Genomic DNA, 22,772 nt, shown 5'->3' with positions numbered 1-22,772 from the left:
CGAAGATGAAGATGACCACGATGATGGCCGGTCTCGCCGCCGCGACCCTGACCGCGATGGTGCTGCCCGCGGCGGCGCTGGCGGACCCCGCAGCCGACACCGCCGCCGAGACGCCGCTGACCGGCAAGACGGTCTTCCTCGACCCCGGACACCAGGGCACGGCCCACTCCGAGAACCTCTCCAGGCAGGTCGACGACGGCCGCGGGGGCAAGAAGGACTGCCAGACCACCGGCATGACCAGCCAGGGCGGTCTCGCCGAGCACACGATCAACTGGGACGTCTCGCAGCTGGTGAAGACCAGCCTGGAGACCCTGGGCGCCAAGGTCGTGCTCAGCCGTCAGGACGACTCCGGCTGGGGTGGCTGCGTGGACGAGCGCGCCAAGGCGGCCAACGACTCGGGCGCGGACCTGGCCATCAGCATCCACGCCGACTCCACCACCGCCGAGGCGGACGCGAGCAGGCGCGGGTTCCACATGATCATCCCGGAGCTGCCGGTGCCCGACCCGGCCGTCGACAAGGCGCAGTCCGGTAAGGGCCTCGAGGCCTCGCGGGCGATGCGCGACGTCTACGTCAAGAACGGCTTCACGCCGGCGAACTACGCAGGCGTCGTCGAGGGATTGCAGACCCGCGGCGACGTGGCCGGTCCCGCGCTCACCACCGTCCCGCTGGTCTTCGTCGAGATGGGCAACGGGTCCAACCCCGAGGACTCGGCCGTGCTCGACAGCCTCGACGGCCGCCTCAAGCACGCGATCGCGATCACCACAGGCGCGGTCAACTTCCTGATGGAGGGCGGGACGGTCGCCTCGACGCCTGCCACCGGAGCCGACGCGACCACGACCACCACCACAACCACCACGGCTGCCGCGCCCACCACGACCGCGACGGCGGTCGAGCCGGCCACGCCGTCCACGAAGACCACCACCAAGCCCGCACCCCCGAGCGCGAAGACAACCGAGAAGGCGGCCCCGGCGGACGCGGGGCTCAGCCAGGTGCTCGTGCTGCTGCAGCCGCTGCTCGAACAGCTGGGCCTCGGCGGCTTCACCGGGCTGGCCACCGGCGAGAACCTGGGGCTGGTCTCGAATCTGCTGAGCGGGCTGCTCGAGGCGCTGACGGCGCAGGGCGCCAAGAACTGATCGCCCGACAGGGGCGCACTCGACCCCGTTTCGACCGACCTAAGATGGGTGGCCGGTCGAGTCGGGAGGTCGTGTGGCAAAGCGGTTGATACCGGTGGTCCTGGTCGCGGGATTCCTCGGCGCAGGCAAGACCACCATGCTCAACCACCTCTTGCGCAACAACGGCGGCGTGCGGATCGGCGTGATCGTCAACGACTTCGGCTCCGTCAACATCGACTCGATGATGGTGGCCGGACAGGTCGATTCGATGGTCTCGCTGAGCAACGGCTGCCTGTGCTGCGCGGTGGACGTGAGCGAGATGGACTCGATGCTCGACCGGCTGGCCCACCCCCGCTCGGACATCGACGTGATCGTCGTCGAGGCCAGCGGGCTGGCGGAGCCGCGGAACATGGTCCGCCTCGTGCTCGGCAGTGCGAACCCGCGCATCGTCTACGGCGGGCTGGTGGTGCTGGTCGACGCCGTGGAGTTCGAGGACACCAGGGTGGCCAACCCCGAGCTGGATCTGCACGTGCGGATGGCGGACCTGTTGGTGCTCAACAAGACCGACCGGATCTCCGAGCCCGACCTGCAGTCGGTGCTGGCCCGCGTCGAGGAGTTGGGCGGCCGGTCGCCGGTGCTGCCAACCGCGCACGGCCGCATCGACCCGAGGTTGCTCTTCGACGAGGTGACCCGGGTCGACGACGGTCCGCGTCAGCTCAGTCTCGACGAACTGCTCGCCGATCCGCACGACCACGACTGCTCCGGTCACGACTGTGACGGTCACGATCATCTCCACGACCGCTACGAGGCCGTGACGTTCACCAGCGACCGGCCGATGGACCCTCGGGCCCTGACCCGGCTGCTCGAGGATCCGCCACCCGGCCTGTATCGCGTCAAAGGCTTTGTGTACTTCGGCATTCCGGGGCACACCCAGCGGTACACGCTGCAGACCGTCGGCAGGCACATCCGGTTCGAGACGGGTCCGTGGGGCAGGGGAGCGGGGCGCGTCACCGAACTGGTGCTGATCGGTTCCGGCATCGACGCGGGCCTGCTGCTGCGGCGCATCGACGAGTGTGTCCGGGTACACGAAAGCGGTGCAGAGGCCATGACCGGCGTGCACCGCTACGTGGTGGAGAACTAGAACCTAGGGGCGCGTGGCGCGCCTGCGGCGCTGATTGCTGCCGCCGCCCTGCGAGCCGGCGGATCCCGGCGTCTCGCTGCTGTACATCACGGTGGGCTGCCCGGAACCCTGACCGCGCCCGCGGCCACCCGAGCCCCGACCGCCGCCGGTGGCGGCACCCTCGCCGCCGCGGCCCGTCCCGGAACCGGACTGCCCGCGGCCACGGCCGCCGCCCTGCGCGCCGCCGCCACGGGTGCCGCCCTGGCCGCCACCGCTGCGAGCGCCGCCCTGGGCGCCGCCACGACGCTGACCGGCACCGGCTGCGCCGCCACGGCGACCGCCGCCGCCCTGGCCCTGCGGCTGGGTGGCGGGCTTGGGTGCGGGGATGACGTGCGGCGCGATCTCGCCGACCAGCGCGTTGACCGGATCGGAGTCCGCCGTCACCTGCTGCGGGGTCACCTTGATGGCGGCCTTGCGCATGAGGATGGCGAGGTCCTTGCGCTGCTCGGGCAGCACCACCGTCACCACGTCGCCCGCGCTGCCCGCACGCGCCGTGCGGCCGGAGCGGTGCAGGTACGCCTTGTGCTCGGCGGGCGGGTCCACGTGCACGACCAGCTCCACGTCGTCGACGTGCACGCCGCGGGCCGCGACGTCGGTCGCGACCAGGACGCGGGCCTCGCCTGCGGAGAAGGCGGCCAGGTTGCGGTCGCGCGCGGCCTGCGACAGGTTGCCGTGCAGGTCAACCGAGGGGATACCGGCCTCGGTGAGCTGACGGGCCAGCTTGCGGGCCTGGTGCTTGGTGCGCATGAACAGGATCCGGCGGCCGGTGCCCGACGCCAGCTTGTGCACGAGGTCCTTCTTGGCGTCGACGCCGTGCACGTCGAACACGTGGTGCGTCATCGCGGCGACGGGCGAGTTGGCCTCGTCCACCGAGTGCAGCACCTCGTTGTGCAGGAAGCGCTTGACCAGCTTGTCCACGCCGTTGTCGAGGGTCGCGGAGAACAGCAGCCGCTGTCCCTGCGTCGGGGTGGCCGCGAGGATCCGCGTCACGACGGGCAGGAAGCCCAGGTCGGCCATGTGGTCGGCCTCGTCGAGGACGGTGATCTCCACGGCGTCGAGGGAGACGAACTTCTGCTTCATCAGGTCCTCGAGGCGGCCGGGGCAGGCCACGACGATGTCGACGCCTGCCTTGAGGGCCTGCACCTGACGGTGCTGCGAGACGCCGCCGAAGATGGTGGTGACACGCAGGTCGTAGGCGCCGGCGAGGGGCTCGAGGGTCGCGGTGATCTGGGTGGCGAGCTCGCGGGTCGGGGCCAGGACGAGGCCGAGCGGGCGGCCCGGGCGGCGCTTGCCGCCGGCCAGGTCACCGGCCAGGCGGGCGACCATCGGGATGGAGAACGCGAGCGTCTTACCGCTGCCGGTCTTGCCTCGTCCGAGCACGTCGCGGCCGGCCAGGGTGTCCGGGAGGGTGTCGACCTGGATCGGGAAGGGAGAGGTGATGCCGCCGTCGGCGAGCGCCCTCACGAGGGGTTCGCGCACGCCGAGGTCAGCAAAGGATTTCGTCATGTGGGTCGAGTGCCTTTCAGGCATCGGGTTGCACTGTTCGACGCACGGGGAATCGATAGGATCCACACGTCTGTCAGCACAAGATGGCGAGATTGCCGGTGGGCAAAATCGATCGCCGTAAGAAGAGCTCGTGCTGGTTGCACCGATCAACGAGTTCGTTGAGGAAGCGTTCCACGACGTTTGGCGCGCATACAGCCGCGCCAGGTGTCACCCAGGATAGCCGACGATCGGACCGCTCCGACCGTCGGCTGCGTCACACCCGTCTACAGCCCCACCCATTCTGTGACGCCGTCCGCGAAGTGCTGGCGCTTCCAGATCGGCACCTCGGCCTTGATGCGTTCGACCAGCACCGAGCAGGCCGCGAAGGCCTCCGCGCGGTGCGGCGCCGCGACCGCGGCGACCAGCGCCAGGTCCCCGACGACCAGGGGGCCGACCCGGTGCACGGCCGCGACCGGGAGCCCGGTCTCGGCGGACACCTGCTCGCAGCACTCGCGCAGGAAGCGCTGGGCGTCCGGGTGCGCCTGATACTCCAGTGCCGAGACCGACTGTCCGCCATCGTGGTTGCGCACCACGCCGCTGAACAGCACCACCGCGCCGTGCTCGGGGCCCGCGACCGCCGCGTCCACCGCGGCCTGGTCGATGGGTTCGGTCGAGATCAGAGCGAGAAGCTCACGCATCGTGCATACCTCCGCCCGCAACCTGCGCCAGCAGGTGCTCCAGGATGGGTTCGAGTACCGACATGCCGTCGCGGACACCGCCAGGTGATCCCGGCAGATTGACCACCACGGTGCGGCCGGACAAACCGGCCAGCCCGCGGCTGAGCGAGGCGTACGGGGTCTTCTCGGACCCCTTGCGGCGCATGGCCTCCGCGAGTCCGGGCAGCTCCCGGTCCAGCACGGCGCGGGTGGCCTCCGGGGTCTGGTCGGTGGGGGACGTGCCCGTGCCGCCGGTGGTCACGACGAGCGCTGGTGCGCCGGTGAGTGCGTCGGCCAGCCCGGCGGCGATATCGGCGTCCGCGTACACCAGGGGACCGCGCACCGAGAGACCCTGCGAGGTCAGCCATTTCGCGAGAACCGGTCCGGTGGTGTCCTCCCGGGTGCCGCGGGCGCCACCGGTGGAGGCGACCAGGACCACGGCGGATCCAGTTCCGGCCGTGGGGGTTTCGGCCCGGGCCTGAGCCTCGGCCTCGGCGGCATCGGGGCGAACCCAGTGTCCGCGCTTGCCGCCCTCCTTGGTCAGCAACCGCACACCGTTCATGGTGGCGGCGGGATCGACGGCCTTGACCATGTCGTGCAGCGTCAGCCCGGCCACGGCGACCGCGGTCAGTGCTTCCATCTCGACGCCGGTCTGCCCGGTGGTCTTGGCGGTGGCCTCGACCGTGATGGTGGACTCGGTGAACCCGAACTCGATCTTCACCGAGGACAGGGACAGCTGATGACACAGCGGGATCAGCTCGGAGGTGCGTTTGGCGCCCGCGATACCCGCGATCCGGGCGGTCGAGAGCACGTCCGCCTTGGGCATGCCGTCGGCGCGGACCAGGGCGATCACCTCGGCGGTGGTCTGCAGTTCGCCACCCGCCACCGCGATCCGCGTGGTGGTGGCCTTCGCGCTGACGTCGACCATGCGCGCGCGGCCCTCGCCGTCGAGATGAGTCAGCTCGTTCGCCGTCGGGCCGTTCGTCGTCGGTTCGTCGATCACAGTGGCCACACCCGCACGTTGTCTCCCGCCTTCATTGTCGTCACATTCTCGGGGATGTCGATCAGGACATCAGCGCGGGCCAGCGCCCCGACCAGGTGTGAGCCCGGCCCGGACTCGAGGGCGACGCCCCCGTCGACCCGTCGGCCGCGCAGGAACTGGCGTCTGCCCTGGATCGAGGTGATCGGCTCGGTCAGCACGAGTTCCTCCAGGGGGACCGCGGGCAGACCGGCGGCCCGGCGCAGCAACGGCTTCACGAACACCTCGAAGGAGACCATCGTGCTCACCGGGTTCCCCGGGAAGTTCAGCACTGGGACGCCGTCGATCTCGGCCAGGCCCTGTGGCCCGCCCGGCTGCATGGTGGTGTGCCCGAACCAGCCGCCCAGTGGCGTCAGCACCTCGCGCACCACCTCGAAGTCGCCCATCGACACCCCGCCGGAGGTGACCACCAGATCGGCGGAAGCGGTTGCGCGGCGCAGGATCTCATCGAACACGGCGAGGTCGTCGTCGCTGCGTTCCACGAACACCACGTCCGCGCCGTTCGCCGTCAGGCTCGCGGCCAGTGCCACCGAGTTGGATTCGTAGATCTGTCCGGGCCGCAGCGGCTCGCCCGCGCGGACCAATTCCGCACCGGTCGCGATGACCGCCGCCCGCGGGCGGCGCAGGACCGGGACGGTGGCGAGTCCGACCGCCGCGAACAGCGACAGGTGCCGTGCAGCGAGCGCGGTGCCCGTCGCCAGCAGCAGATCGCCCGTCCGGACATCGGTGCCCGCCTCGCGGACGTACTCGCCCGCCCGGCGCGACACCCGGATCGTCACCATGTCTTTCGTGGCGTCGGTGTCCTCGACCGGGACGACGGCGTCCGCGCCCGCCGGGATCACGGCCCCGGTCATGATCCGGACGGCGCTGCCAGGGGCGAGCGGGGCAGGCTCGGCAGGACCCGCCGCGATGGTCTCGGTGACCGGCAGGGTCACCGGCACCCCGGTCAGCGAGGCGGCGGCGACCGCGAACCCGTCCATCTGGGAGTTGCGGAAGAGGGGGAGATCCAGCGGCGAGCGCACGTCGGCGCCCAGCACCCGTCCGAGTGCCTCGGTGACGGCGACGTCCTCGACGGTCGGCGCCAGCAGCGGCGCGAGGAGGCGCTGCACCTCGGCGGAGTGCTCCTCGACAGATCTGCTGGTCATGGCGTTTCCTGCGGCATGGGGCCAATCCTAGGCAGGCGCTCGGCGCGACGAGCAACCCGTGTTGGCCGCATACTGGTGGGGTGGCAGAGCTGATGACGCGATGACTGCGACCGTCAGGCCGGTCCAGATGGGGCTGCCGCGCGTCCGCAACAGCCACCCGTCGATCGTCGATCGCCCGGACGTCCCCGAGTTGGTCGACCGGTTCGGCCGGGTGGCCAGGGACCTGCGCGTGTCGATCACCGAGAAGTGCTCGCTGCGCTGCACCTACTGCATGCCCGCCGAGGGCCTGCCCGCGATCCCACGCGAGCGGTTGTTGACCGCGGCGGAGATCGTCCGGCTGGTCCGGATCGCCGTCGAGGAGCTCGGTGTCCGGGAGGTCCGGTTCACCGGCGGCGAGCCGCTGATGCGTCCCGACCTGGAGGAGATGATCGCCGGCTGTGCCGCGGCGGTGCCGGGCATCCCGCTGTCGATGACCACCAACGCGGTCGGCCTCGAGCACCGCGCCGAGGCGCTGGCCGCCGCCGGTCTGACCCGCGTGAACGTGTCCCTCGACTCGATCGACCGGGCACACTTCGCCGAACTCACCCGTCGTGACCGCCTGCCCTCGGTCCTGGCGGGTATCCGCGCGGCGGCAGCGGCGGGCCTTGCGCCGATGAAGATCAATGCCGTGCTGATGCCGGAGACCCTCGGCGGCGCAGCCGATCTGCTGGAGTGGTGCCTCTCGGAGGGCTGTCAGCTCCGGTTCATCGAGGAGATGCCGCTCGACGCCGACCACGCCTGGGCCCGCGACTCGATGATCGCCGCGACCCGGCTGCTGGAGGTGCTGGGCGAGCGCTTCGAGCTGGCCGCAGTGGGACGCCCGGACGATCCGTCCGCCCCGGCGGAGGAATGGCTGGTGGACGGTGGCCCGGCCACGGTCGGCATCATCGCCTCGGTCACCAGGAACTTCTGTGGCGACTGTGACCGGACCAGGCTCACCGCGGAGGGGACGGTCCGGTCCTGCCTGTTCAGCGACGACGAGATCGACCTCCGCGCGGGGCTGCGCTCGGGCGCGAGCGACGACGACCTCGCACAGTTGTGGCGGGGCGCGATGTGGAACAAGTGGGCTGGCCACGGGATCAATGCGGAGGGTTTCGAACCGCCGCAACGCAGTATGGGGGCGATCGGTGGCTGAACAGGCGATTCTGGTGCGCTACTTCGCGGCGGCGGCGGAAGCGGCCGGGTGCACCGAGGAATCCGTGAGGATCGGCGCGGGTGCCGACCTCGGGGCGCTGAGGTCCGTGCTCGTCGAGCGGCACGGGCCCAAGATGGAGCGGGTGCTGACCGTCGCCGCTTTCCTGCAGGACGACGAGTTGACCCGCGACCTGGGCCTGGTGGCCGCGTCGCGGGTCGATGTGCTGCCGCCGTTCGCAGGCGGCTGATCAGCCCTCGCGGGTCATTCGCTCGTCGAAGGTGCCTCGGTGGCCAGCCACTCGTCGAATGTGACCGTGCCGTAGCGGTTTTCCGGGGTCAGGTTGAGCCCGGCGCGAAGGAACCGGCCGGGTGCGCCGGGGGCCGGGACCGGGAGCACCACGGCCCGGCTGCCGGTCGCGCGCTTCCAGGACTCGGCCAGCTCACGCATCGTCCAGACCTCCGGACCGCCGACCTCGATCCTGCCGTCGTCATCGGCGGACTCGCTCAGCGTGGCGTCCGCGAGGGCGCGGGCCAGGTCTGTCGGGGCGATCGGCTGGAAGCGGGCGCCGCGGACCGCCGGGATCACCCCGAACCGCGCGGACATGGCGAAGATGGACCGCAGCAGCTGGTGGAACTGGGTGGATCGCACGATCCGGGCGTCCAGGCCGGAGGCTGAGTAGATGCCCTCCTGCTCGGTCAGCGCCTCGTAGTAGGAGAACCGCACCCGGTCGACGCCGACGATCGACAGCAGCACGGCTCGTCGCACGCCCGCGGCCTCGGCGGCGCGCACCAGGTTCCGGGCGCCGTCGGTGAACACCGGCCTGGTCTGCCGGGTCTGGCCGTTCACCGCGGAGATCACCGCGTCGACGCCGTCGAGCGCCGCGGCCAGGCCCTCGCCGGTGAGCAGGTCCGCGGTGACGTGGTCGGCGGCGGGGCCCTCGGGGGAGTGCCTGCTCAGGGTCAGCACCCGATGCCCGCGCGCGCGAAGCTCCGCGACCGCGGCCGCGCCAGCGGTGCCGGTACCGCCCGCGACCAGGACGGTGCTCATCGCGTCACTTCCACCAGTCGTCGAGCGGGGACACGGGGACCGCGCGCTTGTGCCGGGTGCCCAGGTACATGGACTCGAGCTTCTCGGCCACCGTCGCGGTCACCTCCTTGCCCTCGAGGTAGTCGTCGATCTCGCTGTAGCGCAGGCCGAGTGCCTCCTCGTCGGGCAGCGCTGGCCTGTGGTCCTCGAGATCGGCGGTGGGGACCTTGGCCCAGGTGCTGGCCGGGGCACCGAGATGCTGCAACAGCGCGGCGCCCTGTCGCTTGCTCAGGCCGGTCAGCGGGGTGAGGTCGACGCCGCCGTCGCCGTACTTGGTGAAGAAGCCGGTGATCGCCTCCGCGGCATGATCGGTGCCGATGACCAGGTGGCCGAGCTGTCCGGCGATGGCGTACTGGATCACCATCCGCTCGCGGGCCTTGATGTTGCCGCGCACGAAGTCCCGCAGCTCGCCGTCGTGCCCGATGATCTCGGCGAGCCCCCCGGCGCTCTCGGCGGCCGCGGCGTCCGTGCTCGGCTTGATGTTCACGGTCACCGAGCGGTCCGGCTTGATGAATTCGAGCGAGATCTGGGCGTCGTGCTCGTCGGCCTGGACGCCGTACGGCAGTCGGACCGCGACGAACTCGGCGTCGTGGCCCTCCTCGCGCAGCTCCGCGGCCGCCAGCTGCGCCAGCCGGCCCGCCAGCGTGCTGTCCTGGCCGCCGCTGATCCCGAGGACGAATCCCTTGGCCGGAGTGGAGCGCAGATAGCCCTTGAGGAAGTCGACGCGCGCGCGCACCTCGCCCTCTGCGTCGATCGTCGGCTTCGCGCCGAGTTCTTGCAGGATTTCCGCACGGAGATTCGCCATGCGCGTCACTCTAGCGACGGTCGGCGGTGTGCGCGCGGGCGCGCGCGGAGAGCGGTCGGCGCTCGATCGGGCGGGCGATACAGTGCCACGCGTGCCCAATGTGACCGCGCCCAGGTTCCTCGTCGTGTCCGCCACCGAGGGGGAGGCCGCATACGTGCCAGACGGATTCGAGGTGGTGGTCACCGGGATCGGGAAGGTTGCCGCTGCGGTCGCGGTCACGGAGGCACTCGCGCGGTACCGACCCGACGAGCGCCCGTCGGTGGTCAACATCGGCACCGCGGGGGCCCTGCACGAGCATCATGCCGGTCTGTTCGTGCCGTCGGCGGTGCTCAATCACGACATCAGCGCGGAGGTGTTGCGCTCGCTCGGACACCCGGTGACGGACCGGATCGCGCTTCCGGACGGCGACGACTCGGTGCTCGCGACCGGCGACGTGTTCATCTCCGACGCGGTGGTGCGGGACGCGCTGGCGACCAGGGCCGACCTCGTCGACATGGAGGGTTTCGCGGTGGCGGCGTCCTGCGCGCGGATGGGCGTCGGATGCCGAATCGTCAAGCACGTCAGCGATCGTGCCGACGAGTCGGCCATGGACTGGCCGGCCCAGGTGGACGCGAGCGCCCGGATCCTCGCGACCTGGTTGACCGAGAACCTGTAGCGCGTCGCTACTGGGCGCGCAGGCCCAGCCCGTCGCCGTCCGCCTGCATCACGCGGGCCCGGTCGGCGTCGACGGTGAAGGTGGTCTCGCCGCTGAGCACGTTCAGCACCGCCCGCTCGACCTCGGCGATGTCGGGCTCGCACGCCATCATGGTGGTCGCGAGCGGGCCGAAGGTGACCTTGTCACCCTCGACCTGGGCGGTGCCGGTCATCCGGTTGCACCCGGTGGATCCGCTGACCGAGCCGTCCTCGCCGATCAGCAGGGTGGGGGCGGCGGTCTCGAGGGCGACCGACGTGGTGACCGCGCTCGGGCTGATCAGCTGGTCGACGACCCAGGTGGTCCCGGTGATCGGGCGGTCCGGGGTGGCGACCTTCTTGTCCACGAGGGTGACCGAGGTGTCGCTCGTGGTCAGCGTGAGGGTGTCGCCGTCGAGGGTCCAGGCCGGACCAGCCTCGAACAGTGAGGTCATCCACGCGTCGGCGCCCGCGGTGTCGCCGGCGCAGGCCATCATGGTGGTCGCGATCGGTCCGGTGACCACCTTGCCGTCGGACAGGTCGACGGTGCTGTTGCCTCGGTTGCAGCCTGCGGTCATGGAGATCCTGTCCGCTTCCACGAACTCGACGGTGAGCGGCCCGCCGCCGGGGATCGGGGTGCCCGTGACCTCGGTGGAGATGAAGGTGCGCCCCTGCAGGTCCTCACCGTTCGGCGTCGAGGCGCTCTCCGCGCTGCAGGCGGTGAGAAGGGCGGCGGCGAGCAGGGCGAGTCCGGCTACACGGCGAAGGCGCATGCCAGGAGCCTAGTGACCCGCCGGGCACGACGTGACCCGTCGGACCAGATCCTCCCAGGCGTCGGCGATCCGCTCGATCGGCATGTGCATGGTGCGGATCTGGTAGATGACCAGCGAGGCCTCGAGGGGCGCGAGCAGGCTGTGGGCGAGCAATGGGATGTCGCCCTCGGTGCCCGCCGCGCGCAGCAGCATCGCCACGTGGGTGAGGCTGACCTGGCGGGGGGCGCTGCCGAAGCGGAGTTCGGGGGAGTCCTCCACCGCGCGGAGGGTGTCGCCGCTGAGGTCCACGAGCGAGATGCGGGCGCGGCCGAAGGCGACGAGGCGGTCGATGGGCTCGGCGCCGGGCCCCAGGGGCGGAGGTCCGTACATGAATGCGTGCTGCAGTTCCTGCTCGGTGTGGTCGAGGAGGGCCTGCATCAGACCTGACCTGCTGCCGAACCGCCGGAACACTGTGCCCTTGCCCACACCGGCCTTCGCGGCGACCGCGTCCATCGTCACGGCGTCCGCACCCCGCTCCGCTACCAGCGCGGCGGCGGCGTCCAGCAGCAACGCGCGGTTGCGCACGGCGTCGCACCGTTCGGCCTCGGGCTGGTCGGCCATCTGGATCGGCGTGGTCTGCACGAGGCCGATCGTACCCTCCCGGGAATATAAGTGGACCGTGGTCCGCTTAGCTGATATACCTAGATCGGCAAGCGCCCCCGGATCATCGAAGGAAGTCTCCAATGTCTGAAGCCAACGTTCTCGTCCTGGTCGGCAGCCTGCGCGCCGCCTCCGTCAACCGTCAGCTCGCCGAGACCGCCGCCGGCGTCGCGCCCGAGGGCGCGAACGTCACGGTGTACGAGGGCCTCGCCGACGTGCCCTTCTACAACGAGGACATCGACGTCGCGGGCGCCATCGACAGCGTGGAGGCGCTGCGCGCGGCCGCCGATGCCGCCGACGCCCTGCTGCTGGTGACCCCCGAGTACAACGGCACCATTCCCGCGGTGCTCAAGAACGCCATCGACTGGATCTCCCGTCCGTACGGTTCGGGAGCCATCTCCGGCAAGCCGGTCGCCGTGATCAGCGCCTCCCCGAGCCCCAACGGCGCCAAGTGGGCCCACGAGGACACCACCAAGGCTGTCGGGATCGCGGGCGGCAAGGTCGTCGAGGACACCGCGCTCGTCATCGGCGGTGCCTTCGAGAAGTTCGGCGACAGGCATGCAAGCGAGAACGCCGAGGTCTCGGCGCAGCTCGCCAAGGTCGTTGCCGACCTGGTGAACGCCACGAAGGTGCTCGTCGACGCCTGATCCCGTGCTTGTCCCCGCGGCCCCCGGCCGGTGAGCGATCACCGGCCGGGGGCCGCGGTGGTCGTGGGGCGGTCCGCTACAGCCCGGCCTGTTCGAGGGCGTCGTCGACCGCGTCGCGGACCTCGTCGATGCTGCGGCCCGCCGACAGCTCGCTCGTGGTGAGCGCCTCGATCTGGGGCTCGACCTCCGCGTACCGGGCCAGCCAGCGTTCCTTGTCGGCCTGCCAGTAGCCCATGATGTCGAATCGTTCCGCCGCCCAGCCCAGCTCGCGGCGGACGTGCCTGCGGATCTGCCGCGAGGCGCCCGTCTCGCCCGCCGACCAGATGTAGCCGGGGCCGTCCTGGATCCGGTGCGCGCGCAGCCACTCGGGCAGCGCGCTCGGGGTGCGGCCGTTGCCGGTGTCGTGCAGCCAGGTCACCGTCAGGTCCGCGTCGGTGGCCCAGTCCTGCTCGTCGGCCGGTTCCGGGATCTCGGCGACCAGGTGGGCGCCGGTGCCGGGCGGCAGGCCCTCGATGATGCGCGCGGCGGCGGGCAGCGCGCTGAGGTCCGCGAGCAGCAGCTGCCAGCGCGCGTCCTGCGGCGGCCGGTACCAGCCCTTCGGGTGGGACAGTCGGACCGGCTCGCCCGGCTCGGCCGCCCGCGCCCACTCGGCGGCCCGCCCGCCCGCATGCACCGCGAAATCGATGTCGAGGTTGCCGGTGCCGGAGTCCCAGCGGCGCACCGTGTAACTGCGCCGGTGGTCCTCGCCGAACTCGACGAGTAGCCGCTCGTCGGGATCGCCGCTGGACGCGAACGCGGCGGGGTCCGCGAGCGCGAATCGGATCCGGCGCAGGCTGGGGGACAGGTGGGTGGTCGACACCACCGCAGCGTGGAACTGGGGATCCTCGGCGGTCGGCACCGCCCCACCCTAGGCCGGTCCGCGCGGACCGAATGCATATAGGGGAAGCGCCGCGCACGGCAAGTCGAAAATGTGACCCGCGACACGCCGAGACGGGTCGTTTGCGGCTGGGTCGGATGCCTTACGACCTGGGAATTCCAAGGATGTGGTTCACAACATCTCGCGTTATATGGATATGTCGGACACTAGGTGTAGTGTCTAGAACACCGAGAGGGCATAGCCGGAACGGTCGAGAAACACAGGCCGGAGCGCTGTCCAGTAGGTGGGATCCACATGATCTTCCGCGTCACTGACCATCAGTTCCGTAAGCCAGAGAAAGAGGGACTTACATGAGCATCACCGTCTACACCAAGCCGGCGTGCGTTCAGTGCAATGCGACCTACCGGGCGTTCGACAAGGCCGGTATCGAGTACTCCATCATCGACATCACCGAGGACTCGGAGGCCCGCGATTACGTGATGGCCCTGGGTTACCTGCAGGCCCCCGTCGTGGTGGCGGGCGAGGATCACTGGTCGGGTTTCCGCCCGGACCGGATCAAGTCGCTCGTCGCGGCCGCCGCCTGAAGACCACACGGAGATGATCGGCTGTGACATCGCTGGTCTACTTCTCCAGCGCGTCGGAGAACACCCACCGCTTCGTGCAGAAGCTGGGTGTCCCGGCCGCGCGCATTCCGCTGCATGACCGCGAAGGCGCATTCGAGGTCGATGAGCCGTACGTCCTGATCCTGCCGACCTATGGGGGCGGGATCACCGCGACCGGTCGCGACACGAGCTACGTGCCCAAGCAGGTCATCAGATTCCTCAACAACGAGCACAATCGCTCCCTCATTCGCGGGGTGATCGCTGCCGGCAATACGAACTTCGGCGAGTCGTATTGCTATGCCGGAAACGTGATTTCGCAGAAGTGCAAGGTTCCGTACCTGTACCGATTCGAGCTCATGGGTACCGCCGAAGACGTAGTCGCAGTCCGGGACGGGCTCGAACAATTCATGGAGAGTGAACAGTGGCACCGACAATCACAGACGCAGCCCCGGCAGCGAGTGTAGAGCGCGCTGCGGCACGACCCGACGCGTCCGCGGGGGAGCTCGACTACCACGCGCTCAACGCGATGCTGAACCTGTACGGCCCGAACGGCGAGATCCAGTTCGACAAGGACCGCGAGGCCGCGAACCAGTACTTCCTCCAGCACGTCAACCAGAACACCGTCTTCTTCCACAACCTGGACGAGAAGCTGGACTACCTGGTCAAGGAGAACTACTACGAGCCCGAGGTCCTCGACCAGTACAGCCGTGAGTTCGTCAAGTCGCTGATCGACCACGCCTACTCGAAGAAGTTCCGCTTCCCGACGTTCCTCGGCGCCTTCAAGTACTACACCTCCTACACCCTCAAGACGTTCGACGGTAAGCGCTACCTCGAGCGCTTCGAGGACCGTGTCTGCATGGTCGCGCTCACCCTCGCCGCCGGTGACGAGCACCTGGCGACCCAGTTGGTCGACGAGATCATCGCCGGCCGGTTCCAGCCGGCCACCCCGACGTTCCTCAACTCGGGCAAGAAGCAGCGCGGCGAGCCCGTGTCCTGCTTCCTGCTCCGCATCGAGGACAACATGGAGTCGATCGGTCGCTCCATCAACTCCGCCCTGCAGCTGTCCAAGCGCGGCGGCGGAGTCGCGTTGCTGCTCAGCAACGTTCGCGAGCACGGCGCCCCGATCAAGAAGATCGAGAACCAGAGCTCCGGCGTCATCCCGATCATGAAGCTGCTCGAGGACTCGTTCTCGTACGCCAACCAGCTCGGCGCGCGTCAGGGCGCGGGCGCGGTGTACCTGCACGCGCACCACCCGGACATCTACCGCTTCCTCGACACCAAGCGGGAGAACGCGGACGAGAAGATCCGCATCAAGACGCTGTCCCTCGGCGTGGTCATCCCCGACATCACCTTCGAGCTGGCGAAGAAGAACGAGGACATGTACCTCTTCTCGCCGTACGACGTGGAGCGGATCTACGGCAAGCCGTTCGCGGACATCAACGTCACCGAGAAGTACTACGAGATGGTCGACGACAAGCGCATCCGCAAGTCGAAGATCAAGGCGCGCGAGTTCTTCCAGACCGTCGCCGAGCTGCAGTTCGAGTCCGGGTACCCGTACATCATGTACGAGGACACGGTGAACCGCGCGAACCCGATCGCGGGCAAGGTCACCCACTCGAACCTGTGCTCGGAGATCTTGCAGGTCTCCACGCCGTCGACGTTCAACGACGACCTGTCCTACAGCCATATCGGCAAGGACATCTCCTGCAACCTCGGTTCGCTGAACATCGCCAAGACGATGGACTCGCCGGACTTCGCGCAGACCATCGAGACGTCGATCCGTGCGCTGACCGCCGTCGCCGATCAGACCTCCATCGACTCCGTCCCGTCGATCCGGAAGGCGAACGACGACGGACACGCCATCGGCCTCGGGCAGATGAACCTGCACGGATACCTGGCGCGCGAGCGGATCCACTACGGCTCCGACGAGGGCATCGATTTCACGAACATCTACTTCTACACCGTGGTCTTCCACGCGATCCGGGCGTCCAACGAGATCGCCAAGGAGCGCGGCACGTACTTCGCGGGCTTCCCGGAGTCCAAGTACGCCTCCGGTGAGTTCTTCGACAAGTACACCGACCGGGTGTGGGAGCCTGCGACCGAGCGGGTGCGGCAGCTGTTCGCCGATGCGGGCCTGCACATCCCGACCCAGGACGACTGGCGCGAGCTGAAGGCGTCCGTGCAGCAGCACGGCATCTACAACCAGAACCTGCAGGCGGTCCCGCCGACCGGATCGATCTCCTACATCAACAACTCCACCAGCTCCATCCACCCGGTGGCGTCGAAGATCGAGATCCGCAAGGAAGGCAAGATCGGCCGCGTCTACTACCCGGCGCCCTACCTGACGAACGACAACCTGGAGTACTACCAGGATGCCTACGAGATCGGGTACGAGAAGATCATCGACACCTACGCCGCGGCCACCCAGCACGTGGACCAGGGCCTGTCGCTGACGTTGTTCTTCAAGGACACCGCCACCACCCGGGACATCAACAAGGCCCAGATCTACGCGTGGCGCAAGGGCATCAAGACGCTGTACTACATCCGGTTGCGTCAGATGGCGCTGGAGGGCACCGAGGTCGAGGGTTGTGTCTCGTGCATGCTGTGACCGTGGCGTATGGCTCGAATGGAGTGAGGGAATCGTGAGCGAGAAGATCAAGCTGATCGACCGGGTGTCGGCGATCAACTGGAACCGCGTCCCCGACGAGAAGGACGCCGAGGTGTGGGATCGCCTCACCGGTAACTTCTGGCTGCCGGAGAAGGTCCCGGTGTCCAACGACATCCCGTCGTGGAACACCCTGACTGCGAACGAGAAGCAGCTGACCATGCGGGTCTTCACCGGCCTGACGCTGCTGGACACGATCCAGGGCACCGTCGGTGCCGTCAGTCTGATCCCGGACGCGATCACCCCGCACGAGGAGGCGGTGTACACCAACATCGCGTTCATGGAGTCGGTGCACGCCAAGAGCTACAGCTCGATCTTCTCGACGCTGTGCTCGACCCGCGACATCGACGACGCCTTCCGCTGGTCGGAGGAGAACCCGAACCTCCAGCGCAAGGCGCAGATCGTCATGGACTTCTACCGTGGCGACGATCCGCTCAAGCGCAAGGTCGCCTCGACGCTGCTCGAGTCGTTCCTGTTCTACTCGGGCTTCTACCTGCCGATGTACTGGTCCTCGCGGGCCAAGCTCACCAACACCGCCGACCTGATCCGGCTGATCATCCGCGACGAGGCCGTGCACGGGTACTACATCGGCTACAAGTACCAGAAGGGACTCGAGCAACTCGGCCAGGCCGAGCGCGAGGACCTGAAGGACTACACCTTCGAGTTGCTCTTCGAGCTCTACGACAACGAGGTCGAGTACACCCAGGACCTCTACGACGAGGTCGGGCTCACCGAGGACGTCAAGAAGTTCCTGCGGTACAACGCCAACAAGGCACTGATGAACCTCGGCTACGAGGGACTGTTCCCGAAGGACGAGACCGACGTGAACCCGGCGATCCTGTCGGCGCTGTCCCCGAACGCGGACGAGAACCACGACTTCTTCTCCGGGTCGGGCAGCTCTTACGTGATCGGCAAGGCCGTGAACACCGAGGACGAGGACTGGGACTTCTAGTCCGTCTCCCGCCAGAACAACGTCGATGAAGGGCCCCTGCACGTGTGCGGGGGCCCTTCACGTGTGTGGGGGATCGGGCTAGCGTCGGCATCGTCGGATGTTCACTTCAGGTGAGGAGAGACGATGAGCGGCAAGGTTGTGCATTTCGAGGTCCCGTTCGACGACGGGGACCGGGCGAGGACGTTCTACCAGCAGGCGTTCGGATGGAACACCGTCGAGATGCCCGAGATGAGCTACACGATCGTCTCGACCGGGCCCGCTGCGGAGTCGGGGATGCCCGCGGAACCCGGCTACATCGGCGGCGGCATGTTCGAGCGTGTCCCTGAGTATCCGAAGGGGCCGGTGATCACCATCGACGTGCCGAGCATCGACGACGCCCTGGCCAAGATCGCCGAGTTGGGCGGGTCGACGGTAGGGGAGAAGCAGCCGGTCGGCGAGATGGGGTTCGCGGCCTATTTCAAGGACACCGAGGGCAACATCATGGGTCTGTGGGAGAACGCCGGCTGAACCATGCCTCGGGCACGTCGCGGAGGGCCTTCTCGATGCGCCGTGTCGAGCTGTCGGTGAGGTCCGCGGGCAGCCCGTCCGGCGCGAACCAGGCGACCTCGAGGTTCTCCTCGTCGGCGGCGCGCGCCTCGCCCTCCGTGTGCCGCGCCAGGAAGCAGACGTCGAGGTAGCTCGCGACGTCCCCGTTCGGTTAGGTGATCGGACCGGCGGTGTCGACGCTGGTGATGCGCACCAGCTCCGCCTCGACTCCGGTCTCCTCGAGGATCTCGCGGATCGCCGCGGGGCCGGGTTCCTCGCCGGGCTCGAGGATGCCGGAGACCACCGCCCACAACCCGTTGTCCGCCCTGCGCGTCAACAGGATTCGGCCAGCACCGTCGACGACGACCGCGCTCACGCCGGACAGCCACAACGGGGCGTGTCCGACGTGAGCGCGGAGGTCGGCGACGAATTCGGGTACCGGCAACGGATTTCGCCCGTCAGTACCGGAAGGTGACCGGCGCGGCTTGCTGGCCGGAGTACGGCAGCAGGATGCTCGGCTGCAGCGGTGCCGCGAACCGGGCGGGGACGTCGGTGAACTCGGATACGCCTGCGTTCGCCGGAACATCCAACTGCGCGAACCGGATCCGGCTCATGGCGTCGGTGCCGACCATGTTGCCCTCGGAGGTCTCCGCGGACAGGAACGCGCCCTCGGGCGTGAACTCGATCCACGGATCGGCCAGCGCGATCTCCGCGAGGTGGAAGCGGGTGAAGGAGACCACGGTGCCCCGATAGCGGACGGTCCCGAGGCCGGTCGACGGATCGACGTCGGCGGACTCGAGCTCGAATGCGAGGCGGCCGTCCTTGCGGACCGTCCCGCCGTCGCTGCCCACGACCGAACCCTGGGTACCGCGCTGCACCAGTTCGCTGTAGCCGGGCGCCAGGGCCCACAGCAGGTCCTGTGCGGGCGGCGTTGGCGCGTTCGGCCCGGGTGCCGGGTCGAAGTTCACCGGGACGGACAGCTCCTCCGCGGCATTGACGGCATCCGCGGCGGCGTACGTGTACACGCCGTAGACCGCGTCGGGGGCGGCCGTCGCCGGCTTCTTCACCGTGAGCGTGGCGGTGAAGGATCCGTCGCCCGCGAGGGGCACCCACTGCTGACGGATGGTGCGACGAAAATCGAAGGGTGCGTCCGGAACCCGGTTCAGCGCGTCCTCGGACATCACCCACGCGGTGGCCGAGCGCTGCTGCCCGACCCGGGCCTGCGCGGGTGCGTCCTCGGACGGGCGCCACTGCGGGGCGAATGCACCGAACGCGACGAACGTGCCGTGTGGGACGCCCGGCGGCACCGGGACCGGTAGTCCGCCAGTGTTGGCCTGCGGATCGAACCCGGTGCCGCGCACCACGATCCGGTCTCCCTCGTGCACGGCGGTGTCGCCGAGCGCGGTGGTGCCGTCGGCGGCGAACAGCTCGATCCGGGCGTGCCCGGTCGGTTCGGCAGGCGCGGCGGCGGCCGGGGTCGCCAACGCCAGCGACCCGATCAGCGCGGCCGCGAGCGAGGCGACCGCACCGCGGTGCCTAGTTGACGTAGCCATTGAGAGAGGCCTCCAGGTCGGTGAGGATGCCGCGGGCGGCGATGACGCCGATGCCGGTCATCCAGATCTCGTCGTCCACCGTGAACACGCGCTTGTCCTTCACTGCGCCGAGGCCCTGCCACAGGCCGCCGTTCATGACCTCGACGCCCTGCCCCCTGGCCTCGTCGCCGTAGAAGCTCACATAGATGACGTCACCCTCGGCATTGCTCAGCTGTTCCTCGCTGAGCTCCGCGAACCGCTTGTCCTTGGCGTCCTCGAGGCGCTGGAAGGTCGGGCGCTGGACGCCCGCGTCGGCGAGGACCTGGCCGGCGAAGCTGTCCGGCCCATAGATCCGGATGGCGCCGGGCATGAAGCGGACCACGGAGGCCTGGGTCTGGGAGGAGTCGAGCGTGTTGCCCGTCGCGGTCGCGGCGCCCTGGTAGTCGTCGAGGGCCTGGCGGGCGGCCGCGCCGCGGCCGAGCGCGGCGCCGTCGAGGAGCAGGTTGTCCTTCCACGTCGTGCCGACCTTGTCGGTGAACGTGGTGGGGGCGACCGCGCTGAGCTGCTGGTAGAGCTCCGGGGTGCGGAACTTCGAGCCCAGGATGAGGTCCGGCTTGAGGGTTGCGATCTTCTCGATGTCCGGTTCCTGCAACGTCCCGACCGGTTCGACGCCCGCGATCGTCGGCCCGAGGTACTCGGGCTGGGACCCGACCGCCCCGGTCACCGCGGCGCCGACCAGTCGGTCCTGCAGGCCCAGTGCGCAGACGGTGTCGAGCTTGTCGGTGTCGAGCACCACGATCCGCTGCGGATCCGCCGGTACCTCGGTCTCGCCCGCCGCGTGCACGACCTTGCGGGTGGTGCCCGTCACGCCGACGGGGTCCACGGGAGCAGTTGGGCCGCAGACGTTCTCGGTGTCGCGGTCGTTGCCGAGCACGCCCGCGCCGGCGACGGTGGTGGTGCTGCGCACAATGCCGTCGGCGGCGTCGTCGGTGCCGGACCCGCCGCACGCGGCGAGCAGCACGGCCGACGCCGTGAGCAGGGCCGCGGGCACGACGCGGCGGACGAGATGAGGCTTACGCATGTGGGGGTCCTCCTGAGCTGACGGGCGGTGTCGAGACTAGCCGCGGCGCGGGTCGACGTCGTAGGCCGCGGCCAGGTCGTCGAGGATGCCGCCCGCGCCCTGCACGCTGACCGCGGACATCCAGACCGTGTCGTCGACGTCGATCTTGCGGCCGCGCAGGCCCGCCCAGAGCGGGTTGGTGAGGAACGGCTTGGCGTGGTCGGTCACCGCGGTGCTGCCGTCGGGGGCGTGGTAGGTCGAGACCAGGATCAGGTCGGCCTCGGCCTCGGTGATCAGCTCGGGGCTGATGTCGTTGGCGATGCTCGAGGGCTTCGCCGGGTCAGGAGCCGCGCTGGCGGGCCTGGCGAGCCCGGCGTCGTCGAGCACGATGCCGCTGAACGAGGTGCTGCGGTAGATCCGGGCGGTCGGCTCGCCCGCGAAGCGGACAACCGAGACGGTCGGGTTGTTCGCCTTGGCGTTGATCTCGGCGCCGACGGCGGCCGCGCGGTCCTCGTAGGCCCCGATCTTCTGCTCGGCGAGGTCCTCCTTGCCGAGGGCCCTGCCGAGCAGGCGGATGTTGTCCTTCCATGTCGGCCCGGTGGTCTCGGACATCACCGTTGGCGCGATCTTGGACAGCTGCTCGTAGATGTCGCCGTGCCGGACTTTCGCGGACACGATCAGGTCGGGCTGTAGTTCGGCGATCTTCTCCAGGCTGGGCGTGGCCAGCGGGCCCACCGCGACGGCGTCCTTCGCGAACTCGTCGCGGGCGTCGCCGAGGTAGTCCGGCAGGGTGTCGGTGCGATAGGTGACGTACCCGACCAGGTCCGTCTCGAGCAGCAGGACGGCGTCGGAATAGCTGGTGTCGAGGGCGACGACCCGCTTCGGGGCGGCGGGGATCTCGGTCGATCCCAGCGCGTGCTCGACCGTGCGGGGGAATTGCGCCTGTGTGGTCGGCTCCGGGGCCGCCTCGGTGTTCTCGGTCGAACAGCCGGTCAGGCCGATGACTGCGGCTGCGGCTCCCGCGACGAGCGTGAGCAGCGGATTCTTGCGGGCCTTCACAGAGAACTCCTGTCATATCGTTAGGTAAGCGAAACCTTAGCAAGGCTGACCTTTGCTGTGGGAAGCCCTGCCCGCGCGGTCGAGCGGGGGCACAATGGTGCGATGGCCGTTTCGGTGAGCCAGATGTTGATGCAGGGCCTGGACGAGCTGAGATTTCAGCCGACCGCCAAGCGGATCCGGGCGCTGCGCGGCGACGTGGTCGTGGCCGACTCCACCCGTGCCGCGCTGGTGTGGGAGCCGCGGCGCGTGGTCCCCGTCTACGCGCTCCCCGTCGCGGACGTCGCGGCGCCGATGACCGCCTCCTCGGCAGCGGCCGCGCCGGAGGTCCCCGTTCCGCTCGGTGACGGCGATCCCGTCCTCGATCCGCGGACCGGATTCGGCTTCCACAGCAGCCCGGGCACCGCGCTGACCGTCGAGGTCGACGGCACCGCTCTCGACGGCGTCGCGTTCCGTCCGGACGATCCCGAACTGGCCGACCTGGTGCTGCTGGACTTCGAGGCCTTCGACTGGCTCGAGGAGGACGAACCGATCCGGGGGCATCCGCGCGACCCGTTCCATCGGGTCGACGTCCGCCGCAGCTCCCGGCGCGTCCGGATGGAGCTCGACGGCGTCCTGATCGCCGAGTCCGATCGGTCGATGATGCTCTTCGAGACCAGCCTGCCGCTGACCCGTTTCTACCTCCCGCGCGAGGACGTCCGCGTCGCCCTGACATCGACGGCCACCAGGACGTGGTGCGCCTACAAGGGGGAGGCGTCGTACTTCACCGTGGAGCAGGCGGGCGAGCCCGGAGTCGACGTCGCGTGGAGCTACGAACGCCCGCTGCCGGACTGTCCACAGATCGCCGGACTGGTCGCCTTCTTTCAGGAGCGGATCGACGTTATCGTCGATGGAGCGCCGATGGTGCGGCCGCGTACTCCCTGGTCGGAGCCTGCGTGACGGCTGTACGCGACACGAAGTACGACGATGGGTAGGACCGGCTCCGCGGATCGTGGAGGGACGGTCTACGATTCGTCAGAGCGCAAGCAAGAGG

At 69.3% G+C, this 22,772-nt stretch carries 24 protein-coding genes and 1 pseudogene; 12 read left to right on the top strand and 13 right to left on the bottom strand.

Going from position 1 to position 22,772, the window contains the following annotated elements:
* Positions 1-5: 5 nt before the first annotated feature.
* Together FCG67_RS01690 and FCG67_RS01685 are read left to right on the top strand one after the other, a co-directional pair.
* Positions 6-1,133, top strand: coding sequence for an N-acetylmuramoyl-L-alanine amidase (locus FCG67_RS01690; RefSeq protein ID WP_136906546.1), 1,128 nt, complete (start codon positions 6-8; stop codon positions 1,131-1,133).
* 73 nt (positions 1,134-1,206) lie between these two features.
* Complete coding sequence (locus FCG67_RS01685) at positions 1,207-2,253, top strand: CobW family GTP-binding protein (RefSeq protein ID WP_136906544.1); 1,047 nt, start codon at positions 1,207-1,209, stop codon at positions 2,251-2,253.
* Between the two features lie 3 nt (positions 2,254-2,256).
* On the opposite strand, the gene FCG67_RS01680 is transcribed toward FCG67_RS01685, so the two are convergent.
* From FCG67_RS01680 to FCG67_RS01665, 4 genes are all read right to left on the bottom strand, one after another.
* Entirely contained in the window at positions 2,257-3,798 is a 1,542-nt protein-coding gene (locus FCG67_RS01680; protein WP_136906542.1) for a DEAD/DEAH box helicase, read from the bottom strand.
* A gap of 263 nt (positions 3,799-4,061) precedes the next feature.
* Positions 4,062-4,475 carry a molybdenum cofactor biosynthesis protein MoaE gene (locus FCG67_RS01675; protein ID WP_097213670.1) on the bottom strand — a complete coding sequence of 138 codons (414 nt, stop codon included), beginning with the start codon at positions 4,473-4,475 and terminating at the stop codon, positions 4,062-4,064.
* Positions 4,468-5,496, bottom strand: coding sequence for a bifunctional molybdenum cofactor biosynthesis protein MoaC/MoaB (moaCB, locus tag FCG67_RS01670; RefSeq protein WP_281282317.1), 1,029 nt, complete (start codon positions 5,494-5,496; stop codon positions 4,468-4,470). The genes FCG67_RS01675 and moaCB overlap by 8 nt, the downstream gene beginning before the upstream one ends.
* Positions 5,493-6,677, bottom strand: coding sequence for a molybdopterin molybdotransferase MoeA (locus tag FCG67_RS01665; protein ID WP_136906540.1), 1,185 nt, complete (start codon positions 6,675-6,677; stop codon positions 5,493-5,495). The genes moaCB and FCG67_RS01665 overlap by 4 nt, the downstream gene beginning before the upstream one ends.
* A gap of 100 nt (positions 6,678-6,777) precedes the next feature.
* Between FCG67_RS01665 and moaA the strand changes: the two genes are divergently transcribed.
* Together moaA and FCG67_RS01655 are read left to right on the top strand one after the other, a co-directional pair.
* Positions 6,778-7,851, top strand: coding sequence for a GTP 3',8-cyclase MoaA (gene moaA / locus FCG67_RS01660; protein ID WP_136906538.1), 1,074 nt, complete (start codon positions 6,778-6,780; stop codon positions 7,849-7,851).
* Positions 7,844-8,098 (top strand): MoaD/ThiS family protein, encoded by a 255-nt coding sequence (locus FCG67_RS01655; RefSeq protein WP_246044740.1) that lies wholly within the window; start codon positions 7,844-7,846, stop codon positions 8,096-8,098. Before moaA ends, FCG67_RS01655 begins: the two co-directional genes overlap by 8 nt.
* Positions 8,099-8,112: 14 nt before the next feature.
* Here FCG67_RS01655 and FCG67_RS01650 read toward each other — a convergent pair whose 3' ends face one another.
* Positions 8,113-8,898 (bottom strand): SDR family oxidoreductase, encoded by a 786-nt coding sequence (locus tag FCG67_RS01650; protein WP_136906534.1) that lies wholly within the window; start codon positions 8,896-8,898, stop codon positions 8,113-8,115.
* A gap of 4 nt (positions 8,899-8,902) precedes the next feature.
* Positions 8,903-9,742: an ammonia-dependent NAD(+) synthetase gene (nadE, locus tag FCG67_RS01645; RefSeq protein ID WP_136906532.1), complete on the bottom strand. Its 840-nt coding sequence runs from the start codon at positions 9,740-9,742 to the stop codon at positions 8,903-8,905.
* 100 nt (positions 9,743-9,842) lie between these two features.
* On the opposite strand from nadE, the gene FCG67_RS01640 reads away from it, so the two are divergent.
* Entirely contained in the window at positions 9,843-10,397 is a 555-nt protein-coding gene (locus tag FCG67_RS01640) for a nucleosidase (RefSeq protein ID WP_246044785.1), read from the top strand.
* Between the two features lie 7 nt (positions 10,398-10,404).
* On the opposite strand, the gene FCG67_RS01635 is transcribed toward FCG67_RS01640, so the two are convergent.
* Together FCG67_RS01635 and FCG67_RS01630 are read right to left on the bottom strand one after the other, a co-directional pair.
* On the bottom strand, positions 10,405-11,184 hold the full coding sequence (locus FCG67_RS01635) for an META domain-containing protein (protein WP_136906528.1): 780 nt from the start codon (positions 11,182-11,184) through the stop codon (positions 10,405-10,407).
* Between the two features lie 9 nt (positions 11,185-11,193).
* A complete protein-coding gene (locus FCG67_RS01630; RefSeq protein WP_136907138.1) occupies positions 11,194-11,784 on the bottom strand; it encodes a TetR/AcrR family transcriptional regulator in 591 nt (196 codons plus the stop codon).
* Between the two features lie 122 nt (positions 11,785-11,906).
* Between FCG67_RS01630 and FCG67_RS01625 the strand changes: the two genes are divergently transcribed.
* Positions 11,907-12,470 (top strand): NAD(P)H-dependent oxidoreductase, encoded by a 564-nt coding sequence (locus FCG67_RS01625; protein ID WP_136906526.1) that lies wholly within the window; start codon positions 11,907-11,909, stop codon positions 12,468-12,470.
* Positions 12,471-12,546: 76 nt separating this feature from the next.
* On the opposite strand, the gene FCG67_RS01620 is transcribed toward FCG67_RS01625, so the two are convergent.
* The gene (locus FCG67_RS01620) at positions 12,547-13,368 is read right to left on the bottom strand and encodes a siderophore-interacting protein (RefSeq protein ID WP_136906524.1); all 822 of its coding nucleotides are present in this window, start codon (positions 13,366-13,368) and stop codon (positions 12,547-12,549) included.
* A gap of 329 nt (positions 13,369-13,697) precedes the next feature.
* Here FCG67_RS01620 and FCG67_RS01615 point away from each other — a divergent pair, with 329 nt between their 5' ends.
* The 5 genes from FCG67_RS01615 to FCG67_RS01595 all read left to right on the top strand — a co-directional run bounded on the left by FCG67_RS01615 (position 13,698) and on the right by FCG67_RS01595 (position 18,073).
* Entirely contained in the window at positions 13,698-13,931 is a 234-nt protein-coding gene (locus tag FCG67_RS01615) for a redoxin NrdH (RefSeq protein WP_136906522.1), read from the top strand.
* A 23-nt stretch (positions 13,932-13,954) separates the two neighbouring features.
* On the top strand, positions 13,955-14,413 hold the full coding sequence (gene nrdI, locus FCG67_RS01610; RefSeq protein ID WP_097213631.1) for a class Ib ribonucleoside-diphosphate reductase assembly flavoprotein NrdI: 459 nt from the start codon (positions 13,955-13,957) through the stop codon (positions 14,411-14,413).
* Positions 14,371-16,557 carry a class 1b ribonucleoside-diphosphate reductase subunit alpha gene (gene nrdE, locus FCG67_RS01605; protein ID WP_077041116.1) on the top strand — a complete coding sequence of 729 codons (2,187 nt, stop codon included), beginning with the start codon at positions 14,371-14,373 and terminating at the stop codon, positions 16,555-16,557. The genes nrdI and nrdE overlap by 43 nt, the downstream gene beginning before the upstream one ends.
* Before the next feature lie 34 nt (positions 16,558-16,591).
* A complete protein-coding gene (gene nrdF, locus FCG67_RS01600; RefSeq protein ID WP_136906520.1) occupies positions 16,592-17,566 on the top strand; it encodes a class 1b ribonucleoside-diphosphate reductase subunit beta in 975 nt (324 codons plus the stop codon).
* 123 nt (positions 17,567-17,689) lie between these two features.
* Positions 17,690-18,073, top strand: a complete 384-nt coding sequence (locus FCG67_RS01595) for a VOC family protein (RefSeq protein ID WP_136906518.1) — start codon at positions 17,690-17,692, stop codon at positions 18,071-18,073.
* On the opposite strand, the pseudogene FCG67_RS01590 reads toward FCG67_RS01595, so the two are convergent.
* The 4 genes and pseudogenes from FCG67_RS01590 to FCG67_RS01575 form a co-directional block, all read right to left on the bottom strand.
* A pseudogene (locus FCG67_RS01590) lies at positions 18,045-18,536 on the bottom strand (NUDIX hydrolase). The gene FCG67_RS01595 and the pseudogene FCG67_RS01590 overlap by 29 nt on opposite strands.
* Before the next feature lie 13 nt (positions 18,537-18,549).
* Positions 18,550-19,644 (bottom strand): HtaA domain-containing protein, encoded by a 1,095-nt coding sequence (locus tag FCG67_RS01585; protein ID WP_136906516.1) that lies wholly within the window; start codon positions 19,642-19,644, stop codon positions 18,550-18,552.
* Entirely contained in the window at positions 19,628-20,704 is a 1,077-nt protein-coding gene (locus FCG67_RS01580; RefSeq protein ID WP_136906514.1) for an ABC transporter substrate-binding protein, read from the bottom strand. The genes FCG67_RS01585 and FCG67_RS01580 overlap by 17 nt, the downstream gene beginning before the upstream one ends.
* A 36-nt stretch (positions 20,705-20,740) precedes the next feature.
* Entirely contained in the window at positions 20,741-21,742 is a 1,002-nt protein-coding gene (locus FCG67_RS01575) for an ABC transporter substrate-binding protein (protein ID WP_136906512.1), read from the bottom strand.
* A 102-nt stretch (positions 21,743-21,844) separates the two neighbouring features.
* On the opposite strand from FCG67_RS01575, the gene FCG67_RS01570 reads away from it, so the two are divergent.
* Entirely contained in the window at positions 21,845-22,678 is an 834-nt protein-coding gene (locus FCG67_RS01570; protein WP_136906510.1) for a DUF427 domain-containing protein, read from the top strand.
* Positions 22,679-22,772: the final 94 nt, after the last annotated feature.

The sequence above is a fragment of the Rhodococcus oryzae genome, from assembly GCF_005049235.1.
Lineage (GTDB): Bacteria > Actinomycetota > Actinomycetes > Mycobacteriales > Mycobacteriaceae > Rhodococcus_G > Rhodococcus_G oryzae.
This window is presented reverse-complemented; position numbering and strand designations above follow the sequence as displayed.